This is a genomic window from Pantoea sp. NPDC088449 (assembly GCF_044753225.1).
In the GTDB taxonomy this organism is placed as follows: Bacteria; Pseudomonadota; Gammaproteobacteria; order Enterobacterales; family Enterobacteriaceae; genus Pantoea; species Pantoea floridensis.
Genome location: NZ_JBIVMT010000005.1, coordinates 153124 through 170705, shown reverse-complemented (window position 1 = coordinate 170705; position 17582 = coordinate 153124). Strand labels below are relative to the sequence as shown.

Genomic DNA, 17582 nt, shown 5'->3' with positions numbered 1-17582 from the left:
CTCTTTACTGCTTGAGTTTCGGGTCGAGTGCATCACGCAAACCATCGCCCATGAGGTTGAATGCCAGAACCGTTAGCAAAATGGTCACGCCAGGGAACGTCACCACCCACCAGGCACTTTGCGCATACTGCAACACGTCGGAGAGCATGGTGCCCCACTCCGGCGTTGGCGGTTGCGCCCCCATACCGAGAAAGCCCAACGCCGCCATATCAAGGATGGCGTTGGAGAAACCTAATGATGCCTGCACGATCAGCGGTGCGAGGCAGTTAGGCAGAATATTGATGAACATCTGGCGCAGCGTGCCGGCCCCCGCCACGCTTGACGCGGTGACGTAGTCGCGGTTGACTTCAACCAGCACCGCAGCACGCGTCAGACGGATATAGTGCGGCAGCGCCACGAAGGTAATCGCCAGCGAGGCGTTGACGATTGACGGACCAAAGATCGCCACTAACACCAGCGCCAACAGCAGGCTTGGCAGCGCCAGCATGATATCGACCACGCGCATAATGATGGCGTCGACCACGCCACCGAGGTAGCCGGCCATCAGCCCAAAGATCACGCCGAGAATCAGCGACAGCACCACCACCATGCAGCCGACCAGCAGCGACAGGCGTGCGCCGTACATCAGCCGCGACAGCACATCGCGGCCCACGTCATCGGTACCAAGGATATAGCTCCAGCTGCCGCCTTCCTGCCAGACCGGCGGATGTAGCAGGGCATCGCGGAACTGTTCGGCCGGGGCATGCGGTGCCAGCACATCGGCAAAGATGGCGATTAACAGCATCAGAACGATGTAAACCAGGCCGATGACTGCGCCTTTATTACGTTTGAAGTAGTGCCAGAATTCCTGCAACGGGGTCATCGGCTTGGGTGCAGCAGTTACGCTTGCGGGATCAACAGCAGACATGATTCCCCCTTATTTCTTATGACGGATACGTGGATTGACCACGCCGTACAACAGATCAACCAGCAGGTTGACCACGATGATCAGGATGGCCACCAGCAATACGCCGCCCTGCACCACCGGATAGTCACGGCGTTGCAGCGCTTCGATCAGCCAGCGACCGAGTCCCGGCCACGAGAAGATGGTTTCGGTCAGAATCGCACCGGCCAGCAGGGTACCGACCTGCAAACCAATGACGGTGACGACCGGCAGCATGGCATTACGCAGCGCATGCACCACAATGACACGCATACGCGTCAGGCCTTTAGCACGCGCGGTGCGGATGTAGTCTTCTCCCAACACTTCCAGCATCGAGGAGCGCGTCATACGCACAATCACCGCCAGCGGGATGGTGCCGAGCACGATAGCGGGCAAAATCATATGCATTACCGCATCTTTGAAATCACCCTCTTCTCCCCACAACAGCGTATCAATCAGCATAAAGCCGGTGAGCGGATGAGTGTCATCAAGGAAGATGGTGTCGCTGACGCGTCCAGAGACCGGCGTGAGGTTTAACTGCACCGAAACCAGCATGATCAGCATGATGCCCCACCAAAAGATGGGCATCGAGTAACCGGTGAGGGAGATGCCGACGGCGGTGTGATCGAAGATGGAGCCGCGTTTAACCGCCGCCAGCACGCCCACCGGAATACCGACAGCAATCGCGAACAGCATGGCGCAGATACCCAGTTCCAGCGTAGCTTTGAAGCGTGGTACGAATTCGTCCCAGACTGGGATGCGACTTTTCAGCGAGATGCCGAGGTCGCCGTGCAGTACGCCATTGATGTAGGTGATGTACTGTTTCCACATCGGCTGATCGAGGCCAAACTGCGCCATCAGCTGGGCATGACGTTCCGGAGAGATACCGCGTTCGCCGGCCATGATCAGGACCGGATCGCCGGGGATCAAGTGGACAAACGCGAAGGTCAATAACGTGATACCGATGAACGTTGGGATGACAAGGCCCAAACGTCGGAGTATGAATTGCAGCATAAGCCTGGTTCTCTGACATTTCCCATGGCGTTACCGCCGGGGACAACATTGCTCAACACTCGCAGCCAGCCATGGGCGGACGCGACGCAAGAAGCGCTTCAATAGTAGAATTAGCCGGAAAAAAAGTGCGGAGTGCGGGCGACGAAGAGGTCGCCCGAGGGCCAGCAGCGCTGGCCCTCACCGCGATAATCCGAAAGGTTATTCCTGGATATCGACGTTTTCGAAGTGATGTTTACCTAATGGATCAACCACATAACCCGATACTTTCTTGCTCACTGGCTCGTACACGGTTGAGTGAGCGATGATCAGCGCTGGTGCCTGGTCATGCATCACTACCTGAGCCTGTTTGTACAGTTCAATACGTTTGTTGTGATCGGCTTCAGCACGTGCTGGCTGAATCAGATCTTCAAACGGCTTGTAGCACCAACGTGAGTAGTTAGAACCGTCTTTCGCTGCTGCACAGCTGAACAGCGTGGCGAAGAAGTTATCCGGATCCCCATTATCACCGGTCCAGCCCATCATCACGGTCTGGTGTTCACCGGCTTTAGCACGCTTCAGGTACTCGCCCCACTCGAAGGTGACGATTTTGGCTTTCACGCCAATCTTCGCCCAGTCAGCCTGAACCATTTCCGCCATACGGCGTGCGTTCGGGTTGTATGGACGCTGAACCGGCATGGCCCACAGGTCGATTGAGAAACCATCCGGCATACCTGCTTCTTTCAGCAGCGCTTTCGCTTTCTCAGGATCGTAGGCGTAATCTTTGATGTCGTCGTTGTAGCCCCACATGGTTGGCGGGATCAAGTTTTTCGCGGCCTGGCCAGCGCCCTGATAAACGGCATCAATAATGGCTTGTTTGTTTACCGCCATGGTCAGTGCCTGACGCACTTTCACGTTATCCAGCGGTTTTTTCTCGGTGTTGAACGACAGGTAACCAACGTTCAGACCTGGCTGCTCCATCAGATTAATTTTGTCGTCTTTCTTCATGCTGGCGATGTCGGCCGGATTCGGGTACGGCATCACCTGGCACTCACCTTTCTGCAGTTTGGCATAACGCACTGACGCATCTGGCGTGATGGAGAACACTAAGCGATCAATCTTCGGCTTGGTGCCCCAGAAGTCTGGGTTAGCTTTGTAGAGAATGCGCGAATCTTTCTGGTACTGCTGCAGTACGAACGGACCGGTGCCCACTGGATTGAGGTCCAGCTTCTCTGGCGTGCCCGCTTTCAGCATGTTGTCGGCGTACTCTTTTGACAGAATTGAAGCGAAGTCCATGCCAAGGTCGGCGATGAACGGCGCTTCTGGACGGGTCAGGGTGAAGCGTACGGTGTAATCGTCAACTTTTTCGATTTTGGCGATCAGCTTAGGCATGTCCATGCCTTCGAAGTATTCGTAGCTGCCGCCAGAAACACCGTGATATTTGTTGTTTTTGTCGAGCTGACGCTCGAAGGAGAACACGACGTCATCGGCATTGAAGGTGCGGGTTGGCTTGAAGTCTTTGGTCGATTGCCACTTCACGCCCTGGCGCAGATGGAAGGTATAGGTTTTACCGTCCGCGCTAACATCCCATTTTTCTGCCAGACCTGGCTGCAGCTCGGTAGTACCGGTTTTGAACTCAACCAAGCGGTTGTAGATCGGTACAGAGCTTGCGTCGTAGGTGGTGCCCGAGGTGAAGAGCTGCGGGTTGAAACCTTCCGGCGAACCTTCAGAACAATAAACGAGGGTTTTCGCCTGGACACCAGCGGCAACGGTCATAGCAATCAGGCTGAGACCGACCTTCAGCATCCTGGATTTAGCCAGGGAGTTGATCATGTTTTGCTCCATTGTGATGTGATGTTGTGTGCGTCGCCCGACCTCTGATTTTTTTATGCGGTTCGGGCAGGTCAATTAAGAGTAAGCAAAATGTGAGCGGTTATAGTTGTTGCGCTGGCACCGTGGAATCTGTCAGGCACGTCCGTCTCTACATTTGATTGACGCATCAATTTGTCAACAGTTGCAATGAACGTCAATACAGTGTGGGGTTATTTACACAGAGTGTGAGTAAGTGCAAGCAACGATAAAAAACACCCTTCTGGCGCTAAGCCAAAATTAAAAAAGGTGATAAAGCGCTCAATGCCGCGTGATTATCTGGCTATACAGCCAAATGACAGTGATTATCACCGCTAAAAATCATACAAAAGTTATTGGTAAATGTTGAATATCTGAACGATTCTTCGTGCGTTATGACGTTCAGGCAGCGGATTCTGCTAGTAAAATGGCATAAGAAATCAGCATGATGCATAAACCGGTCATAAGAAGAATGTGTCACGGATTAAGCGTGCGGCTTCGATTTGGCGTGGGGTGCAGCGTGTAAAGTGGACATAATACTGAGTATTTAGCGTTTAGCTGGCGGAAAGGGTGTATTTACGGTTTTTGCTGTTTGCCCGCTGCGTTGCTCAGGAAAGGTGCAGCGATCCCGTCCAAATGTCAGACGAAAAAAAACCTGCTTATAAAAGCAGGTTTCTTCAAATATGGTCGGCGAGAGAGGATTCGAACCTCCGACCCACTGGTCCCAAACCAGTTGCGCTACCAAGCTGCGCTACTCGCCGATGGGGGCGCATATTACTGCGCTGCTAAAAAAGCGTCAATCCCTTTTACCTAAATTCCGCCCGATCGCCTGGAAAGCAAGCAGTGCATTAAAAAGCCCTGCTGCTCAATAGCTTCCAGGTAAATATTACAGCGTTTTAGCCGGTGCGCCCGCAGGTGCCTGGCACCAGTTATTGGCAGCTTTAATTCCACCATCTGGAGAGGTATAACCGAGGCAACCTAAAATCGTATCAAACAGCTCAACATGACGATGCGTTTTACCTACGCGCTGCTGCGCCTGCAAGCGCTCGAAGTTGCTGCGGTTGGTTGGGTCTGCCAGATACTTATCGGAAGCCCAGACAATCATCGGCACGCGGAACTGCTCTGGCGGTGCCATCTCGCGCGGGGTACCGTGCAGATGCATATTCTCGCTGATCGATTCACCGTGGTCAGCGGCGTAGAACACTATCGCCTTCTTATCACGCAGCTGATCGAGCACGCTATCCAGCATGGTATCCACGTATAAAACGGAGTTGTCATAAGCATTGATCAACTGCGCTTTACTGCAGGTTTCATCAACCCCCATGCACTCTGGTTTATAGCGCGCGAAATCACGCGGGTAGCGCTGGGAATAAAGGTAGTGCGAACCTTTAGTATGCAGAATCACTACATGCTTACCTTTCGGGAAACGCTGCAGCGAGGCTTGCAGTTCAGGCACTAACAGCATGTCATCCACCGCTTTGCCCTGATTGCGCTTCTCAGAACCAATCTGCTCACGGAATGAGAAGTTGTTGGTGTCTGCATTATCGTAGAACCACACTTCACTCTGCATAGCGAACAGCTCAGAGGTGAAGCCCAGCTCTTTCAGTACCGCAAAAATGTTTTGTTCTTTCAACGTGCGGCCTGGGTTGTCCATGGTGCCGCCTTCGCGCACAAACATGCAGCGCAGCGAGAGCTTGGTAGCGGTATCACATGATTCGCCGCGGAAAGCGACCAGGTTTTTCTCTTTCGACAATTTCGGTGTGGTGTCGCGATCGTAGCCCAGCATCCCCATATGGTCCCAGCGCGTGGTTTCACCAATCACAAACACCATATAAGTATCGTCAATGCCCGGTGGCGCAACGTAGGTAAACTTCTTCGCCGGATCCAGCAGCTCTTTGCCATCCCACTCTTCATCCACTTTGGTCCAGGCGAACAGTCCTAGCGCCGCGATCCAGTTTGATGGCAGATAGGAGTGCGCCACGACCCCGCCGTAACTCGGCAAATCGATGTTAGTGATCTCTTCGTTAACTTTCTGCAACTTGTCAAAATAGCGAATAGGCAGCCACACCAGCGCCACGCTCAGCAACAGAATCACGACGGGTTTAAGACGTTGACCCGGCGTTTTCAACTGTTCGATTAGCGTTTGGCTAAGGTTATTACTCCAAATTAGCAACAGCGGCAGCGCACTCACCAGCACCATCCACAGCACGAAACGCAGGCCAATCACTTCTTTAGAGAGATCGACATCGGTAGTCATCACCGAAGCAATGATGCCGTAGCCGATCACCACATTGAAGAACGCCATGTAATAGGCTGCAGCAACCGAAATCACCACAATTAGGCTGGCCAGAACGCGATAAGCCCATTTACCGCCCAGCGACAGCAAGCGCATCAGGAAGAAAGTCAGCAACACGGCCGCCATCACTTCCGCGGCAGCAGAGAGCCAGTTAGAGAGCGTCGATTGGGTTAGAAAACCGTCAAAACGGCGATAAAATATCGGCAAATTCAATAAGATGCCGAGATACAAAGCAAGCAGCAGTGACAGCTTTTGCTGCGTTAAACTTTTAATATAATTCATGAAAATATTTATTCCCGACCTGGTGTCGTTGTATCAACCGTTATGTGACTATTTAAAGGCAGTAGAGTTCGCTAAACCGCGGAAAAAGCGTGACGCAACGTGCAGGATCGGGACGATTCTGATTGGCGATAGGGCGATGACGCGAAGCGGAGCAGTAGAACATTTAACCAATGGTTAGACCAGAAAAATTTTTTCATCGGACCAATCGGCGTTTTATTCAGACGTGAAAAAGGCCCCCGCAGGAGCCTTTTATTTTATCAACATCAATTAGTTGATGATATTCAGCGTTACGTCAATGTTGCCGCGCGTAGCATTGGAATAAGGGCAAACAATGTGCGCCGCATCAACCAGTTTCTGTGCTTCGGCAGCATCCATGTCTGGCAGATGGATATTCAGTTTGGCCTCAATACCGAAACCGTTCGGGATCGGGCCGATGCCCACTTCACCCTCAATCCACGCCTCTTTTGGCATGGTAATTTTATCGCGGCCGGCAACAAATTTCATCGCGCCAAGGAAACACGCCGAATAACCCGCAGCAAACAGCTGCTCTGGATTAGTCACTTCGCCGCCTGCGCCACCCATCTCTTTTGGCACGCCCAGTTTTACATCCAGCACGTTATCTGAAGAAGTAGCACGACCATCACGACCACCGGTAGCTTTAGCTTTTGCAGTGTAAACAACTTTCTCTAAAGACATAATAACCTCATTAATTCGCTATATAATCGCGCACTACTTATTATGCGCAAGCCTGAACTTCATGGTGTGGGATGTCGAGACAGCGACTTCCCGAATTACTTAGCGCGAGACAAACTGTCGCGCAAATCGTCCAACTGGCCTTTCAGCAACGCCATCGCATCATCATCGCAGGCGGTCGCGCACTGAATGGCTTCCGGAATACTTGCGGCTTTGGCACGTAACGCACGCCCCTCATCGGTTAGCGTTACCACCACCTGGCGTTCATCCTGACGTGAACGCTGGCGGCGCAATAAGCCGGCGCTTTCCAGACGTTTCAATAGCGGCGTCAGCGTTGCCGAATCAAGAAACAGCTGCTCGCCAATCTCCGATACCGTGACATCATCCTGATTCCACAGCACCAACATGACCAGATATTGCGGATAGGTAATCTCCAGCGTTGACAGCAGCTGACGATAGACTTTGTGCATCGCGAGATTCGCCGAGTACAGCGCAAAGCAGAGCTGCTGATCTAACTGAAGTGGCGCCTGCTTCACTTTTTTGTCATCTTGATTACTGTTCATGAGGTTCAATATAGATAGCGCGCTAGATAATTGCAAGCAATCTTTCTCTGGGAGAGTGGAATATGCGAGATTCACTGGAAGAGCAAGCGCGCCGTTATGCCACAGAAGCGCATGCTGCTGCGGGCCAGCGCCGTAAATATACGGATGAACCTTACATTGTTCATCCCGCTGCCGTCGCCGAACTGGTACGGAGCGTTACCGATGACGAACAGATGATTGCCGCCGCCTGGCTGCATGATACGGTTGAAGATACCCCCACCACTTTAGAAGACATTGAACGTCATTTCGGCGCGCGGGTGGCTGAACTGGTGGATATGCTCACTGACAGCGAGCAGCCCGCCGCAAAAAATCGTGCCGCTCGTAAGCTGGCGCATTTTCGTCATACCGCTGCGGCCTCACCCGAGGCGCAAACCATCAAACTGGCCGATATCATCGATAACACCCGCGCCATCGTGCAATACGATGCTCACTTTGCCCGCGTCTATCTGGTTGAAAAACAGATTCAGATTCAACTATTGCGCGAAGGGGATCGGCATTTGTGGCAGCAGGCGGAACAGACAATTAAGCAGGGTCTTGCTCAATTAGCACAGCCGCCGCACAGCGTGCCGGAAAGCTGGTTCGTGAAACAGGCGGCGAAGTATAGCGACGTAAATTAAAAAACCCGCCGTTTAGGCGGGTTGGAGCACCAAAAAAAGCCTGGTGTTACTCCAGCAGTTGACGCCCCAGATAGGGGTTTGCTTGCAGCAGCTTCATCAGTTTGCGCGCCGTAGCGGAAGGGCGCGTACGTTGCGCCTCCCAGCTTTTAACTGACGAGACGCTCACCCCCATCACGCGGGCGAATTCATCCACCTGCATGCCGGTCATCTCGCGTAAACGCTGCGGCTCGGGAACTGAAGCCTGATTGAGTGTAATTTCTGATACGGAAGGCTGAGCATCACGTGTCAAAACAATCTGCTCAAGGCTGCTGAGCAACTCGACCATTGGATCTTTAAATTCCATAGAGAACTCCTTAAAAACTCACTATGAAGCACGTGAAAGTAGAGACGTAAGCACCAAATGGTGCTGAAACCGACCCGTTTAGGTTGTATCGCGGAGTTATTATTAAACCGATGCGGGACACAGCCTGTTGTGCACTGCAAAAAGATGCCAGGGCAATGCAACAATTGTCCGGGTTTCTAAGTATGGGTCAGATCCCCGACTTTGCTGCTTGATTCCTGATTATTTTTTATTCTTTCTTATGCCATTACCCGATCGATCATCATAACCGATTGACCCACCAGCACTTGCTACCCAACCAGTGCCTAAAACTACGAGTCAGTAGCGTTAAGCAGTGCCTTGATTAAAATCTATTCAAAAAAAGTGCCAATTCGCTATCAGCATGAATTATCTGACTTATTATTAAACACTTATCCCCCACATTCATGGTGCTGCACAGCGCTGCAGCGTTCCCGCACCAGCATGACGCAAAGAGAAAGGGTTATGAGCGATTTGGATTTTACCGCCAGCTATGCCTCACACCGCGTACCCATGATGGGCCGCAACGCGGTTGCTACCTCGCAGCCGCTTGCAGCACAGGCAGGTATTCGCATGCTGCAACAGGGTGGCAATGCGGTAGATGCCGCAATCGCCAGCGCAATGGCGCTCACGGTGTTAGAGCCGACGGGCAACGGCCTCGGTAGCGATGCTTTTGCCATTATCTGGGATGGCAAACAGCTGCATGGATTGAATGCTTCAGGACGTTCACCGGCGGCATGGAGCCCAGCACGTTTCGCCGGATATAACGCGATGCCGGAAATCGGTTGGGAATCCGTCACGGTGCCTGGCGCGGTATCGGCTTGGGTAACCCTGGCTGAACGCTTTGCCACCCTGCCGCTCACCACGCTGGCACAGCCGGCGATAGCGTATGCACGTGAAGGTTTCCCGGTTTCGCCGCTGATAGGTCACCTATGGCAGCGCGGCTATAACAAACTGAAAGATCAACCCGGCTTCGCCGAGTGTTTTGCGCCCGATGGCCGGCCGCCACGCGCCGGTGAGCTCTTCCGTAATCCGGCGCAAGCCACTACCTTGCAAAAAATCGCCGAAACGCGTGGCGAAGCTTTCTATCGCGGCGAACTCGCCGAAAAGATGGTGGCGTTTGCCAAACAGCACGGCGCATCCCTCAGTATGTCTGACCTGGATAACCATTGCGCCGATTGGGTTGATCTGCTGTCGCGTCCGTTTGCCGGTGGATCGGTGCAGGAACTGCCCCCCAATGGCCAGGGCATCGCCACCTTGATTGCGCTGGGCATTCTCGAGCAATGGGATATTGGCCGCTATACGCCGGATTCGGTGCCGTGGTTGCATCTCTCTATTGAGGCGATGAAACTGGCGCTGGTCGATCTGGATCGCTACGTCAGCGATTACGATCACCTTGAATTCCCTGCCGAACTGCTGTTGAGCGATCGCTATCTTCAGCAACGTGCACAGCTGATCGATCCTGATAAAGCCGGAGATTTTACCTTTGGCGCACCGCAGCAGAGCGGCACGGTCTATGTTTCCACCGCCGATGCCAGTGGCATGATGGTTTCCTTTATACAATCCAACTTTATGGGCTTTGGCTCGGGCGTGGTGGTGCCAGGCACCGGCATCAGTCTGCAAAACCGCGGCTGTGGGTTCTCGCTCGATGCGCAACATCCAAACGTGGTGGCAGGCGGTAAACGTCCGTTCCACACCATTATTCCGGCGTTTGCTTTAGATGCTGCGGGACAGCCGCTGATGTCGTTTGGTGTGATGGGCGGTCCAATGCAGGCGCAAGGCCATCTGCAGCTGGCGCTACGCATCATGCAGCATAAACAAAACCCGCAGGCGGCGATTGATGCACCGCGCTGGCGCGTTGAGCAAGGGCGTTCAGTGGTGGTCGAACCGGGTATCGATCGCAACGTGTTGGCGAAATTACGTGAAATGGGGCATCTGATCACGCTCGAAGATCCCCTTCTCGGCTATAACTTCGGCGGCGCGCAGGCGATTGTTCGCGATCCACAAGGCTTCTATATCGCCGCAACGGAAAGCCGCAAAGATGGACAGGCGCTGGTGTTTTAATTTGCCCGGTGCGCCCGTTGTACACACCAGACCATTGCACTATTCTTTAGGACCATTTTCGCAAAAATTTTAATCCCGAATAATTCGAGCATTGGCTTGGAATAGGATGGGATAAAGCCATTATCACAGGAGTTGAATTATGGCGTCAGGATTATCCCGCATCTGGATGCGTACCGGCATGCTGATGGTCAGCGCATTGGTGGTGTTGCAACTCACCGCCTGTGGCGACAAAGAGGGCGATCAGCGTAAAGCTTTCAGTGATTTCCTTCAAAATACCGTGATGCGTAGCGGCGAGCATCTGCCCAGCCTGAGTGAAAACCAGAAGCAGACCTTCGGTAACTACGCCAGCGATTACGCCATCCTGTATGGCTTCTCACAGCAGGCGAACCAGGCAATTGATCAAGGTATGCGTCCCGTTGTCGATGAATTGGCCGCGATTCGTGTACCGCAGGATTATTTAACCCGCCGCGACAGCCTGCGCCAGGCGAGCAGTAATTTGAGTGTGCTGACACAGCAGATTCAGAGCGCCAAAATGCAGGCCGACAGCAGCAAAGCCACGCTGAAGCAGCCGGACGATCTGAAAAAAGTCTACGATGCCGCCTTCGCTAAAGTCGTCACACAGCCGGCCAGCACGCTGATTCCGCTACTGCCGCAGCTGCAGGCATTAAGCCAGGCGGCAGTGCAAACCGGGGATTATCTGCAATCGCAAGGCGCACGCGTTACCTTTAATGACGGCGGCGTGCAATTCCCAACGCAGGATCAGGCGACGCAGTACAACACGCTAATGAGCAATCTTTCCAGTAACGCGCAGGCGCTCACACAAGCGCAAAACGCGGTGCAAGGCGGTTTGTAAAACGTTGAGTCATTTTCCGGGGTCGCCATAAATGGCGTAATACCCGTTAGTTAAGCGTGAATCGGTCACCATGAATGGTGACCCTACGTGGATATAGCCGGGTTTTCGTAGGGTGCGCATTCATGCGCACCTGCATAAAAAGCCCTTTTTTTGCTTAAGTCAGTGGCATTACGCCATAAAGGGCGGCCCTACAACCCGCCCTTTCTCGTCTCCTGATGGGTTCACCTCTTTTCAGATTTTCGTCACTTCCTTACAGCGCGCTTTTCTGCTGCACGATAGTGTGATCTGACGCATTTTCGACCACAAATTGTTTGTGATAAAGATCACATTTACACAACAAACCAACGCCAATAAAAGGTGATTCAAGTCACATTCATCACCTTGTTTTGCTTAAAAATCCGTCATCGTTGCTTTCTTACAGCTCTTTTTTGTGATCGATGTCACCTTATAGCCCCCTCACCACCCCAAATTAGCGTGATCTGCATCACACTAAGCCCGTGCTCTACGCAGCGTAATAAACTAGTGCTAGAGTCCGCCTGCATACAGTAATGCCACGGCCCCCGCCGTAACGTTCAAACAAAAACAAACGCGCTCTCTTATTGCAGCGCGTCTCAATAAGGGGTGGGTTTATGTCCTCATCAGTAAAGGTCAAGGTTCAGAGCTTTGGTCGCTTTCTGAGTAATATGGTGATGCCTAACATCGGTGCGTTTATCGCCTGGGGTATCATCACTGCGCTGTTCATCCCAACCGGATGGATTCCAAACGAAACGCTGGCGAAACTCGTCGGCCCAATGATTACTTACCTGCTGCCGCTGCTGATTGGTTTCACCGGTGGACGTCTGGTAGGCGGCGATCGCGGTGGCGTGGTGGGTGCAATCACCACCATGGGCGTGATCGTCGGTGCCGATATGCCGATGTTCCTTGGCTCAATGATTGCCGGTCCGCTGGGCGGCTGGGCGATCAAATCCTTTGACCGCGTAGTAGATGGCAAGATCAAAAGCGGCTTCGAGATGCTGGTTAACAACTTCTCGGCCGGTATCATCGGGATGCTGCTGGCGCTGCTGGCGTTCCTGGCGATCGGTCCACTGGTTGAAGGTCTGTCACACATTCTCGCCGCTGGCGTGAACCTGATGGTGCAGAACAACCTGCTGCCACTGACCTCCATCTTTGTTGAACCGGCGAAAATCCTGTTCCTCAATAACGCCATCAACCACGGTATCTTCTCTCCACTGGGTATCCAGCAGGCGAGCGAGGCGGGCAAATCAATCTTCTTCCTGATTGAAGCCAACCCAGGTCCGGGTATGGGCGTGCTGGTTGCCTACATGATTTTTGGTCGCGGTAGCGCCAAACAATCTGCAGGCGGTGCAGCGATTATCCACTTCCTCGGTGGTATCCACGAAATCTACTTCCCGTACGTGCTGATGGCGCCGCGTCTGCTGCTGGCGGTTATCCTCGGTGGTATGACTGGCGTGTTCACCCTGACGCTGCTGAACGGAGGTCTGGTTTCACCAGCATCTCCAGGTTCCATCCTGGCGGTACTGGCGATGACGCCAAAAGGTGCCTACTTCGCTAACATTGCGGCAATTATCGCAGCCTTTGCTGTCTCCTTCGTGGTCTCTTCAATCCTGCTGAAAACCAGCAAAGTGAAAGAAGATGACGATATCGAAGCCGCGACTCAGCGCATGAAAGATATGAAAGCGCAGTCAAAAGGCCAGGCCGTTGCGGGTTCACCGGTCGCTGGCGATGCCATGAGCGTTGACCTGAACCACGTGCGCAAAATCATCGTGGCCTGTGACGCCGGTATGGGTTCAAGTGCGATGGGTGCAGGTGTGCTGCGTAAGAAAGTGCAGGACGCCGGCCTGAGCAATATCTCTGTCACTAACAGCGCGATTAACTCGCTGCCGGGCGATGTCGATTTGGTGATTACCCACCGCGATCTGACGGAACGTGCGATGCGCCAGGCGCCACAGGCGCAGCATATTTCGCTGAACAACTTCCTTGATAGCGCGCTGTACAGCAATCTGACTGAACGTCTGGTTGCCGCTAATCGCAGTGAAGCACATCGTGAAACCGTGCAGACCACACTGGCGGACAGCTACGACGAAGGCAACGCGCACCTGTTCAAACTGGGCGCAGATAACGTGTTCCTCGGCCTGAGCGCCACGCATAAAGAGCAGGCGATTCGTTTTGCCGGTGAGCAGCTGGTGAAAGGCGGCTACGTCCAGCCGGAATACGTTGAAGCGATGCTGGAACGCGAGAAGCTGACGCCAACTTACCTGGGTGAGTCGATCGCTGTGCCGCACGGTACCGTGGAAGCGAAAGATCGCGTGCTGAAAACCGGCGTGGTGTTCTGCCAGTATCCGGCAGGTGTACAGTTTGGCGAAGAGTCAGAAGATGTAGCGCGTCTGGTGATCGGTATCGCCGCTCGTAACAATGAGCACATTCAGGTGATTACCAGCCTGACCAACGCACTGGACGATGACAGCGTGATTGAGAAGCTGGCAAACACCACCAGCGTGCAGGACGTGTTGGATCTGCTCTCAGGCAGCACCGTTAAAGCGTAACAGCACGTTTTACCTTCCCTGGGGCGGGTAAGCCCGTCCCACATTTCCGGGGCGGACTTGCCCGCCCTTTCGTCATTTGATATGGGTCAAATTTATGAAAGCGTTACATTTTGGAGCAGGTAACATCGGTCGCGGTTTTATCGGTAAGTTGCTGGCAGATGCCGGAATCGAGCTGGTGTTTGCTGACGTCAATCAGGTGGTGCTTGATGCCCTTAACGCCCGTCATGAGTATCCGGTTCATGTGGTTGGCGAGCAGGCGAAAGTCGAAATCGTAAAAGGCGTTAGCGCCGTAAACAGCACCAGCGACGATATCGTTACGCTGATTGCTGAAGTGGATATTGTGACGACTGCGGTTGGTCCGCAAATTCTGGAACGCATCGCCGGTGGCGTGGCTAAAGGTCTGGCCAAACGCAGCGACAGCGGTAACGTCCGCCCACTAAATATCATCGCCTGTGAAAATATGGTGCGCGGTACCAGCCAGCTGAAACAGCACGTGCTGAAAGCCCTGCCAGAGCAGTATCACGCATGGGTAGAAGCGCACGTTGGTTTCGTTGATTCTGCGGTAGACCGCATCGTCCCGCCGTCAGAAGCCGGCACCACCGATCCGCTGGAAGTCACCGTTGAAACCTTCAGCGAGTGGATTGTTGATAAAACCCAGTTCAAAGGCGAGCTGCCGAATATCCCAGGCATGGAACTGACCGATAATCTGATGGCATTCGTTGAGCGCAAGCTGTTCACCCTCAACACCGGCCATGCGATCACCGCTTATCTCGGCCAACTTGCAGGTCACGCGACCATTCGTGATGCGATTCTGGATAAGAAAGTCCGTGCCATCGTGCAAGGTGCCATGCAGGAAAGTGGTGCGGTACTGATTAAGCGCTATGGTTTTGAAGCCGATAAACATGCGGCTTACATCCAGAAGATCCTCAGTCGTTTCGAAAACCCCTACCTGAAAGATGACGTTGAGCGCGTTGGCCGTCAGCCGCTGCGTAAGCTGAGTGCGGGCGATCGCCTGATCAAGCCAACGCTGGGCACGCTGGAGTATCAGCTGTCTCACGACAATCTGGTGCAGGGCATCGCCGCCGCGATGCACTATCGCAGCGAAGCCGATCCGCAAGCGCAAGAGCTGGTCGCTTTGCTGGCAGAAAAAGGCCCGCAGGCCACGCTGGCTGAGATTTCCGGCCTGGATGCCAATAGCGATGTGGTCACCTCAGTGGTGAGCGCTTACAACGCTATGGCATAATGCGCGCCCTTTAGTGGTTAACTCGGGCACGTCTTCGTGCCCGTTGGCGGTAGCTGAACGATGCAGGCAATAATGGAAGAGAAGCAGGCTTTTGAAAACCGGGTGCTTGAGCGCCTGAATGCCGGTCGTTCGGTGAGAAGCTTTCTGATCGCCGCCGTTGAACTGCTGACCGAAGCGGTTAACCTGCTGGTGCTGCAAGTGTTTCGTAAGGACGATTACGCGGTTAAATATGCGGTAGAACCGCTGCTGCTCGGTGATGGTCCGCTGGGCGAACTCTCCGTTCGTCTCAAGTTGATTTACGGCCTTGGCGTCATCAACCGGCATGAGTATGAAGACTGTGAACTGCTGCTGGCGCTGCGCGAGGAACTGAATCATGACATCAGCGATTATCGTTTTACTGACGATGAGATCCTTGGACCGTTTGGCGAATTGCACTGCGTGGTCGCCTGGCCGCCGCAGCCGGATTTCAACCGCGATGACGATCAACTCCGGTCAATGCAGCAGCAGCGTTATCTGCAAATGGTACGATCAACCATGGTGCTGTCGCTGACCGAGCTGATTTCCCGCATCTCGCACAAACAGGTGTTTAAAAAGCCGGTGGTGTAGGGTCGCCATTCATGGCGACCAGGTGCGCATGAATGCGCCCCCTACGAAAACCTCGCCAAACCACTGTAGGGTCGCCATTCATGGTGACCAGGTGCGCATGAATGCGCCCCCTACGCTCCACGCTGCAAAACGGCGCAGATTTGTGTATCCTTTCCCTGTTTTCCTTAACGAGTTTCCCCCAATGAAAGAAAAAGAAAAAGCCGAGATCAAACTTCTCAGCGATCAGCTGGACGCACTCAACCGCAAAGAAGCCCCGCTGTTAGCGTCTGGCGATGCCGAAAAGCTCGGAGAGCTGCTGCGTGAAAAAGAGAAGCTGGAGCTGGAAATTGAGCGCCTGCGTGGTGTACGTACAGAGAAGCTAAGCAAAGAAGCGCAACAGCTGCAGAAGCTGGGCTTTAGCCGCGAAATTACCAAAAAAGAGCAGGCCAACATGGGCGCATTCAAGAAAAGTGTGCGCGGCCTGGTGGTAGTGCACCCAATGACCGCGCTCGGACGTGAGATGGGACTAAAAGTGATGACCGGCTACGCGAAGCAGCCGTTCTAATCATGACTTACGCGGCGTGTGAGACGTCGCGTTGGATGCCTGCCGCCTGATGAACTTGTTCATTTAGGCTGTCCAGCAAGGCATAGCGACGGCGGTACTCGGCGCGCTTCTTGCTGGCAATCTCTTCCAACTCTTTCCGCTCTGCGCGCAAAGGCAGCATAAACAGCTCATCCGACCGCATCACCCCGCCCAGAGATAGCCAAAACTCGCTGTAGCTCGCAAAAAACTTGTCGCTCTTGCTGTGACGATAGCGCAGGCTGCGGAACACGTGTGTGGTATCACCAACGGCAGTTATCGCTTCTACGCCACACTGCTCCGCCAGGTTAAATACGGCTTCCATCAGCAGACGTTTTGGGAATACGCCGTGTGCGGCTTTCGTGGCATCGCGAATCACATCGTTAGAGATATGTTTACGCGGCCCCTGTAAACCACCGATTAATAAGGTGCGCTTCTGGCGCTCACCAATAATAGAGAACGAGAGAGACGCAATTAACTGGGTTTCGTAACGCAACTCCAGTGTAATTTCACCTTCACGGTCGAAGCGGCCCGGACAGCAATAAATCAAAAATGACTCATCATTTTTGCCGCTTAAATTGGCCAGCAAATTGTCGCCCGGACTCTGCAAAAGCTGGCGCAAGGTTGCGTTATCCAGCTGGTCCATCAACATATAGTGATCGATGATGGCCTGCGCGCGCTGCGCAACGCTAAAACCTGCGCGCAAGTAGGGACGATGAGGTTTGGCCGGCAGCAGGCCTTGTAGGCTCAATAATTGCGGCAGCGCTGGTAACTTCGCTAATTTATTAAGGTAACTGAAGGTAGTAATAGGAAATACCAACGACCTTAAGGCAAATTTTGTGCGGAAACTACTGCTATTCCATAATTTATCCGGTCTGAACTTCCCACTAATTAATGGCAAAAACAGTGATGCTGACGAATCATTATTCGTCACAGAAGTTGTGATAATAGACATGATTATTTAGGCTTTGCGAGACAAATTATCGCTACTATATGCCCCAAATTATCAACGGCAGGTTAATAGCTTTCGCAGCGTAATAATCGTGCGGAAAAATATCCGCGTCGTTTAGGAATGGTTTAATTAA

Annotated in this window: 15 protein-coding genes and 1 tRNA gene; 7 read left to right on the top strand and 9 right to left on the bottom strand. The window is 53.2% G+C overall.

Annotated features, from left to right (window positions below; translation table 11 throughout):
• Positions 1-4: 4 nt before the first annotated feature.
• The 7 genes from dppC to ACIP6T_RS20755 all read right to left on the bottom strand — a co-directional run bounded on the left by dppC (position 5) and on the right by ACIP6T_RS20755 (position 7594).
• Positions 5-907, bottom strand: coding sequence for a dipeptide ABC transporter permease DppC (gene dppC, locus ACIP6T_RS20785; RefSeq protein WP_061719333.1), 903 nt, complete (start codon positions 905-907; stop codon positions 5-7).
• 9 nt (positions 908-916) lie between these two features.
• Positions 917-1936 carry a dipeptide ABC transporter permease DppB gene (dppB, locus tag ACIP6T_RS20780; RefSeq protein WP_097095384.1) on the bottom strand — a complete coding sequence of 340 codons (1020 nt, stop codon included), beginning with the start codon at positions 1934-1936 and terminating at the stop codon, positions 917-919.
• Between the two features lie 198 nt (positions 1937-2134).
• A complete protein-coding gene (gene dppA / locus ACIP6T_RS20775) occupies positions 2135-3745 on the bottom strand; it encodes a dipeptide ABC transporter periplasmic-binding protein DppA (RefSeq protein ID WP_007890813.1) in 1611 nt (536 codons plus the stop codon).
• Positions 3746-4444: 699 nt separating this feature from the next.
• A tRNA-Pro gene (locus ACIP6T_RS20770) sits at positions 4445-4521 on the bottom strand.
• 125 nt (positions 4522-4646) lie between these two features.
• The gene (gene eptB, locus ACIP6T_RS20765) at positions 4647-6338 is read right to left on the bottom strand and encodes a kdo(2)-lipid A phosphoethanolamine 7''-transferase (RefSeq protein WP_097095386.1); all 1692 of its coding nucleotides are present in this window, start codon (positions 6336-6338) and stop codon (positions 4647-4649) included.
• Positions 6339-6605: 267 nt separating this feature from the next.
• A complete protein-coding gene (locus tag ACIP6T_RS20760; protein WP_097095387.1) occupies positions 6606-7034 on the bottom strand; it encodes an organic hydroperoxide resistance protein in 429 nt (142 codons plus the stop codon).
• Between the two features lie 95 nt (positions 7035-7129).
• Positions 7130-7594, bottom strand: coding sequence for a MarR family winged helix-turn-helix transcriptional regulator (locus tag ACIP6T_RS20755; RefSeq protein ID WP_097095388.1), 465 nt, complete (start codon positions 7592-7594; stop codon positions 7130-7132).
• Between the two features lie 62 nt (positions 7595-7656).
• Here ACIP6T_RS20755 and ACIP6T_RS20750 point away from each other — a divergent pair, with 62 nt between their 5' ends.
• On the top strand, positions 7657-8250 hold the full coding sequence (locus ACIP6T_RS20750) for an HD domain-containing protein (protein ID WP_097095389.1): 594 nt from the start codon (positions 7657-7659) through the stop codon (positions 8248-8250).
• A gap of 46 nt (positions 8251-8296) precedes the next feature.
• Here the strand turns inward: ACIP6T_RS20750 and ACIP6T_RS20745 are convergent, their stop codons facing one another.
• Positions 8297-8593, bottom strand: coding sequence for an HTH-type transcriptional regulator (locus ACIP6T_RS20745; RefSeq protein ID WP_007893362.1), 297 nt, complete (start codon positions 8591-8593; stop codon positions 8297-8299).
• Positions 8594-9073: 480 nt separating this feature from the next.
• Between ACIP6T_RS20745 and ACIP6T_RS20740 the strand changes: the two genes are divergently transcribed.
• The 6 genes from ACIP6T_RS20740 (at position 9074) to ACIP6T_RS20715 (ending at position 16482) form a co-directional block, all read left to right on the top strand.
• Positions 9074-10672 carry a gamma-glutamyltransferase family protein gene (locus tag ACIP6T_RS20740; RefSeq protein ID WP_400458695.1) on the top strand — a complete coding sequence of 533 codons (1599 nt, stop codon included), beginning with the start codon at positions 9074-9076 and terminating at the stop codon, positions 10670-10672.
• 139 nt (positions 10673-10811) lie between these two features.
• Positions 10812-11525 (top strand): DUF3053 domain-containing protein, encoded by a 714-nt coding sequence (locus tag ACIP6T_RS20735; RefSeq protein ID WP_097095392.1) that lies wholly within the window; start codon positions 10812-10814, stop codon positions 11523-11525.
• A gap of 629 nt (positions 11526-12154) precedes the next feature.
• Complete coding sequence (locus tag ACIP6T_RS20730) at positions 12155-14089, top strand: PTS mannitol transporter subunit IICBA (protein ID WP_400458693.1); 1935 nt, start codon at positions 12155-12157, stop codon at positions 14087-14089.
• 94 nt (positions 14090-14183) lie between these two features.
• On the top strand, positions 14184-15332 hold the full coding sequence (mtlD, locus tag ACIP6T_RS20725; protein WP_097095393.1) for a mannitol-1-phosphate 5-dehydrogenase: 1149 nt from the start codon (positions 14184-14186) through the stop codon (positions 15330-15332).
• A gap of 60 nt (positions 15333-15392) precedes the next feature.
• Positions 15393-15938, top strand: coding sequence for a mannitol operon repressor MtlR (gene mtlR, locus ACIP6T_RS20720; RefSeq protein ID WP_400458692.1), 546 nt, complete (start codon positions 15393-15395; stop codon positions 15936-15938).
• 181 nt (positions 15939-16119) lie between these two features.
• A complete protein-coding gene (locus ACIP6T_RS20715; RefSeq protein WP_097095395.1) occupies positions 16120-16482 on the top strand; it encodes a YibL family ribosome-associated protein in 363 nt (120 codons plus the stop codon).
• A 7-nt stretch (positions 16483-16489) separates the two neighbouring features.
• On the opposite strand, the gene ACIP6T_RS20710 is transcribed toward ACIP6T_RS20715, so the two are convergent.
• Positions 16490-17452 carry a VirK/YbjX family protein gene (locus tag ACIP6T_RS20710; RefSeq protein ID WP_097095396.1) on the bottom strand — a complete coding sequence of 321 codons (963 nt, stop codon included), beginning with the start codon at positions 17450-17452 and terminating at the stop codon, positions 16490-16492.
• Between the last annotated feature and the right edge of the window lie 130 nt (positions 17453-17582).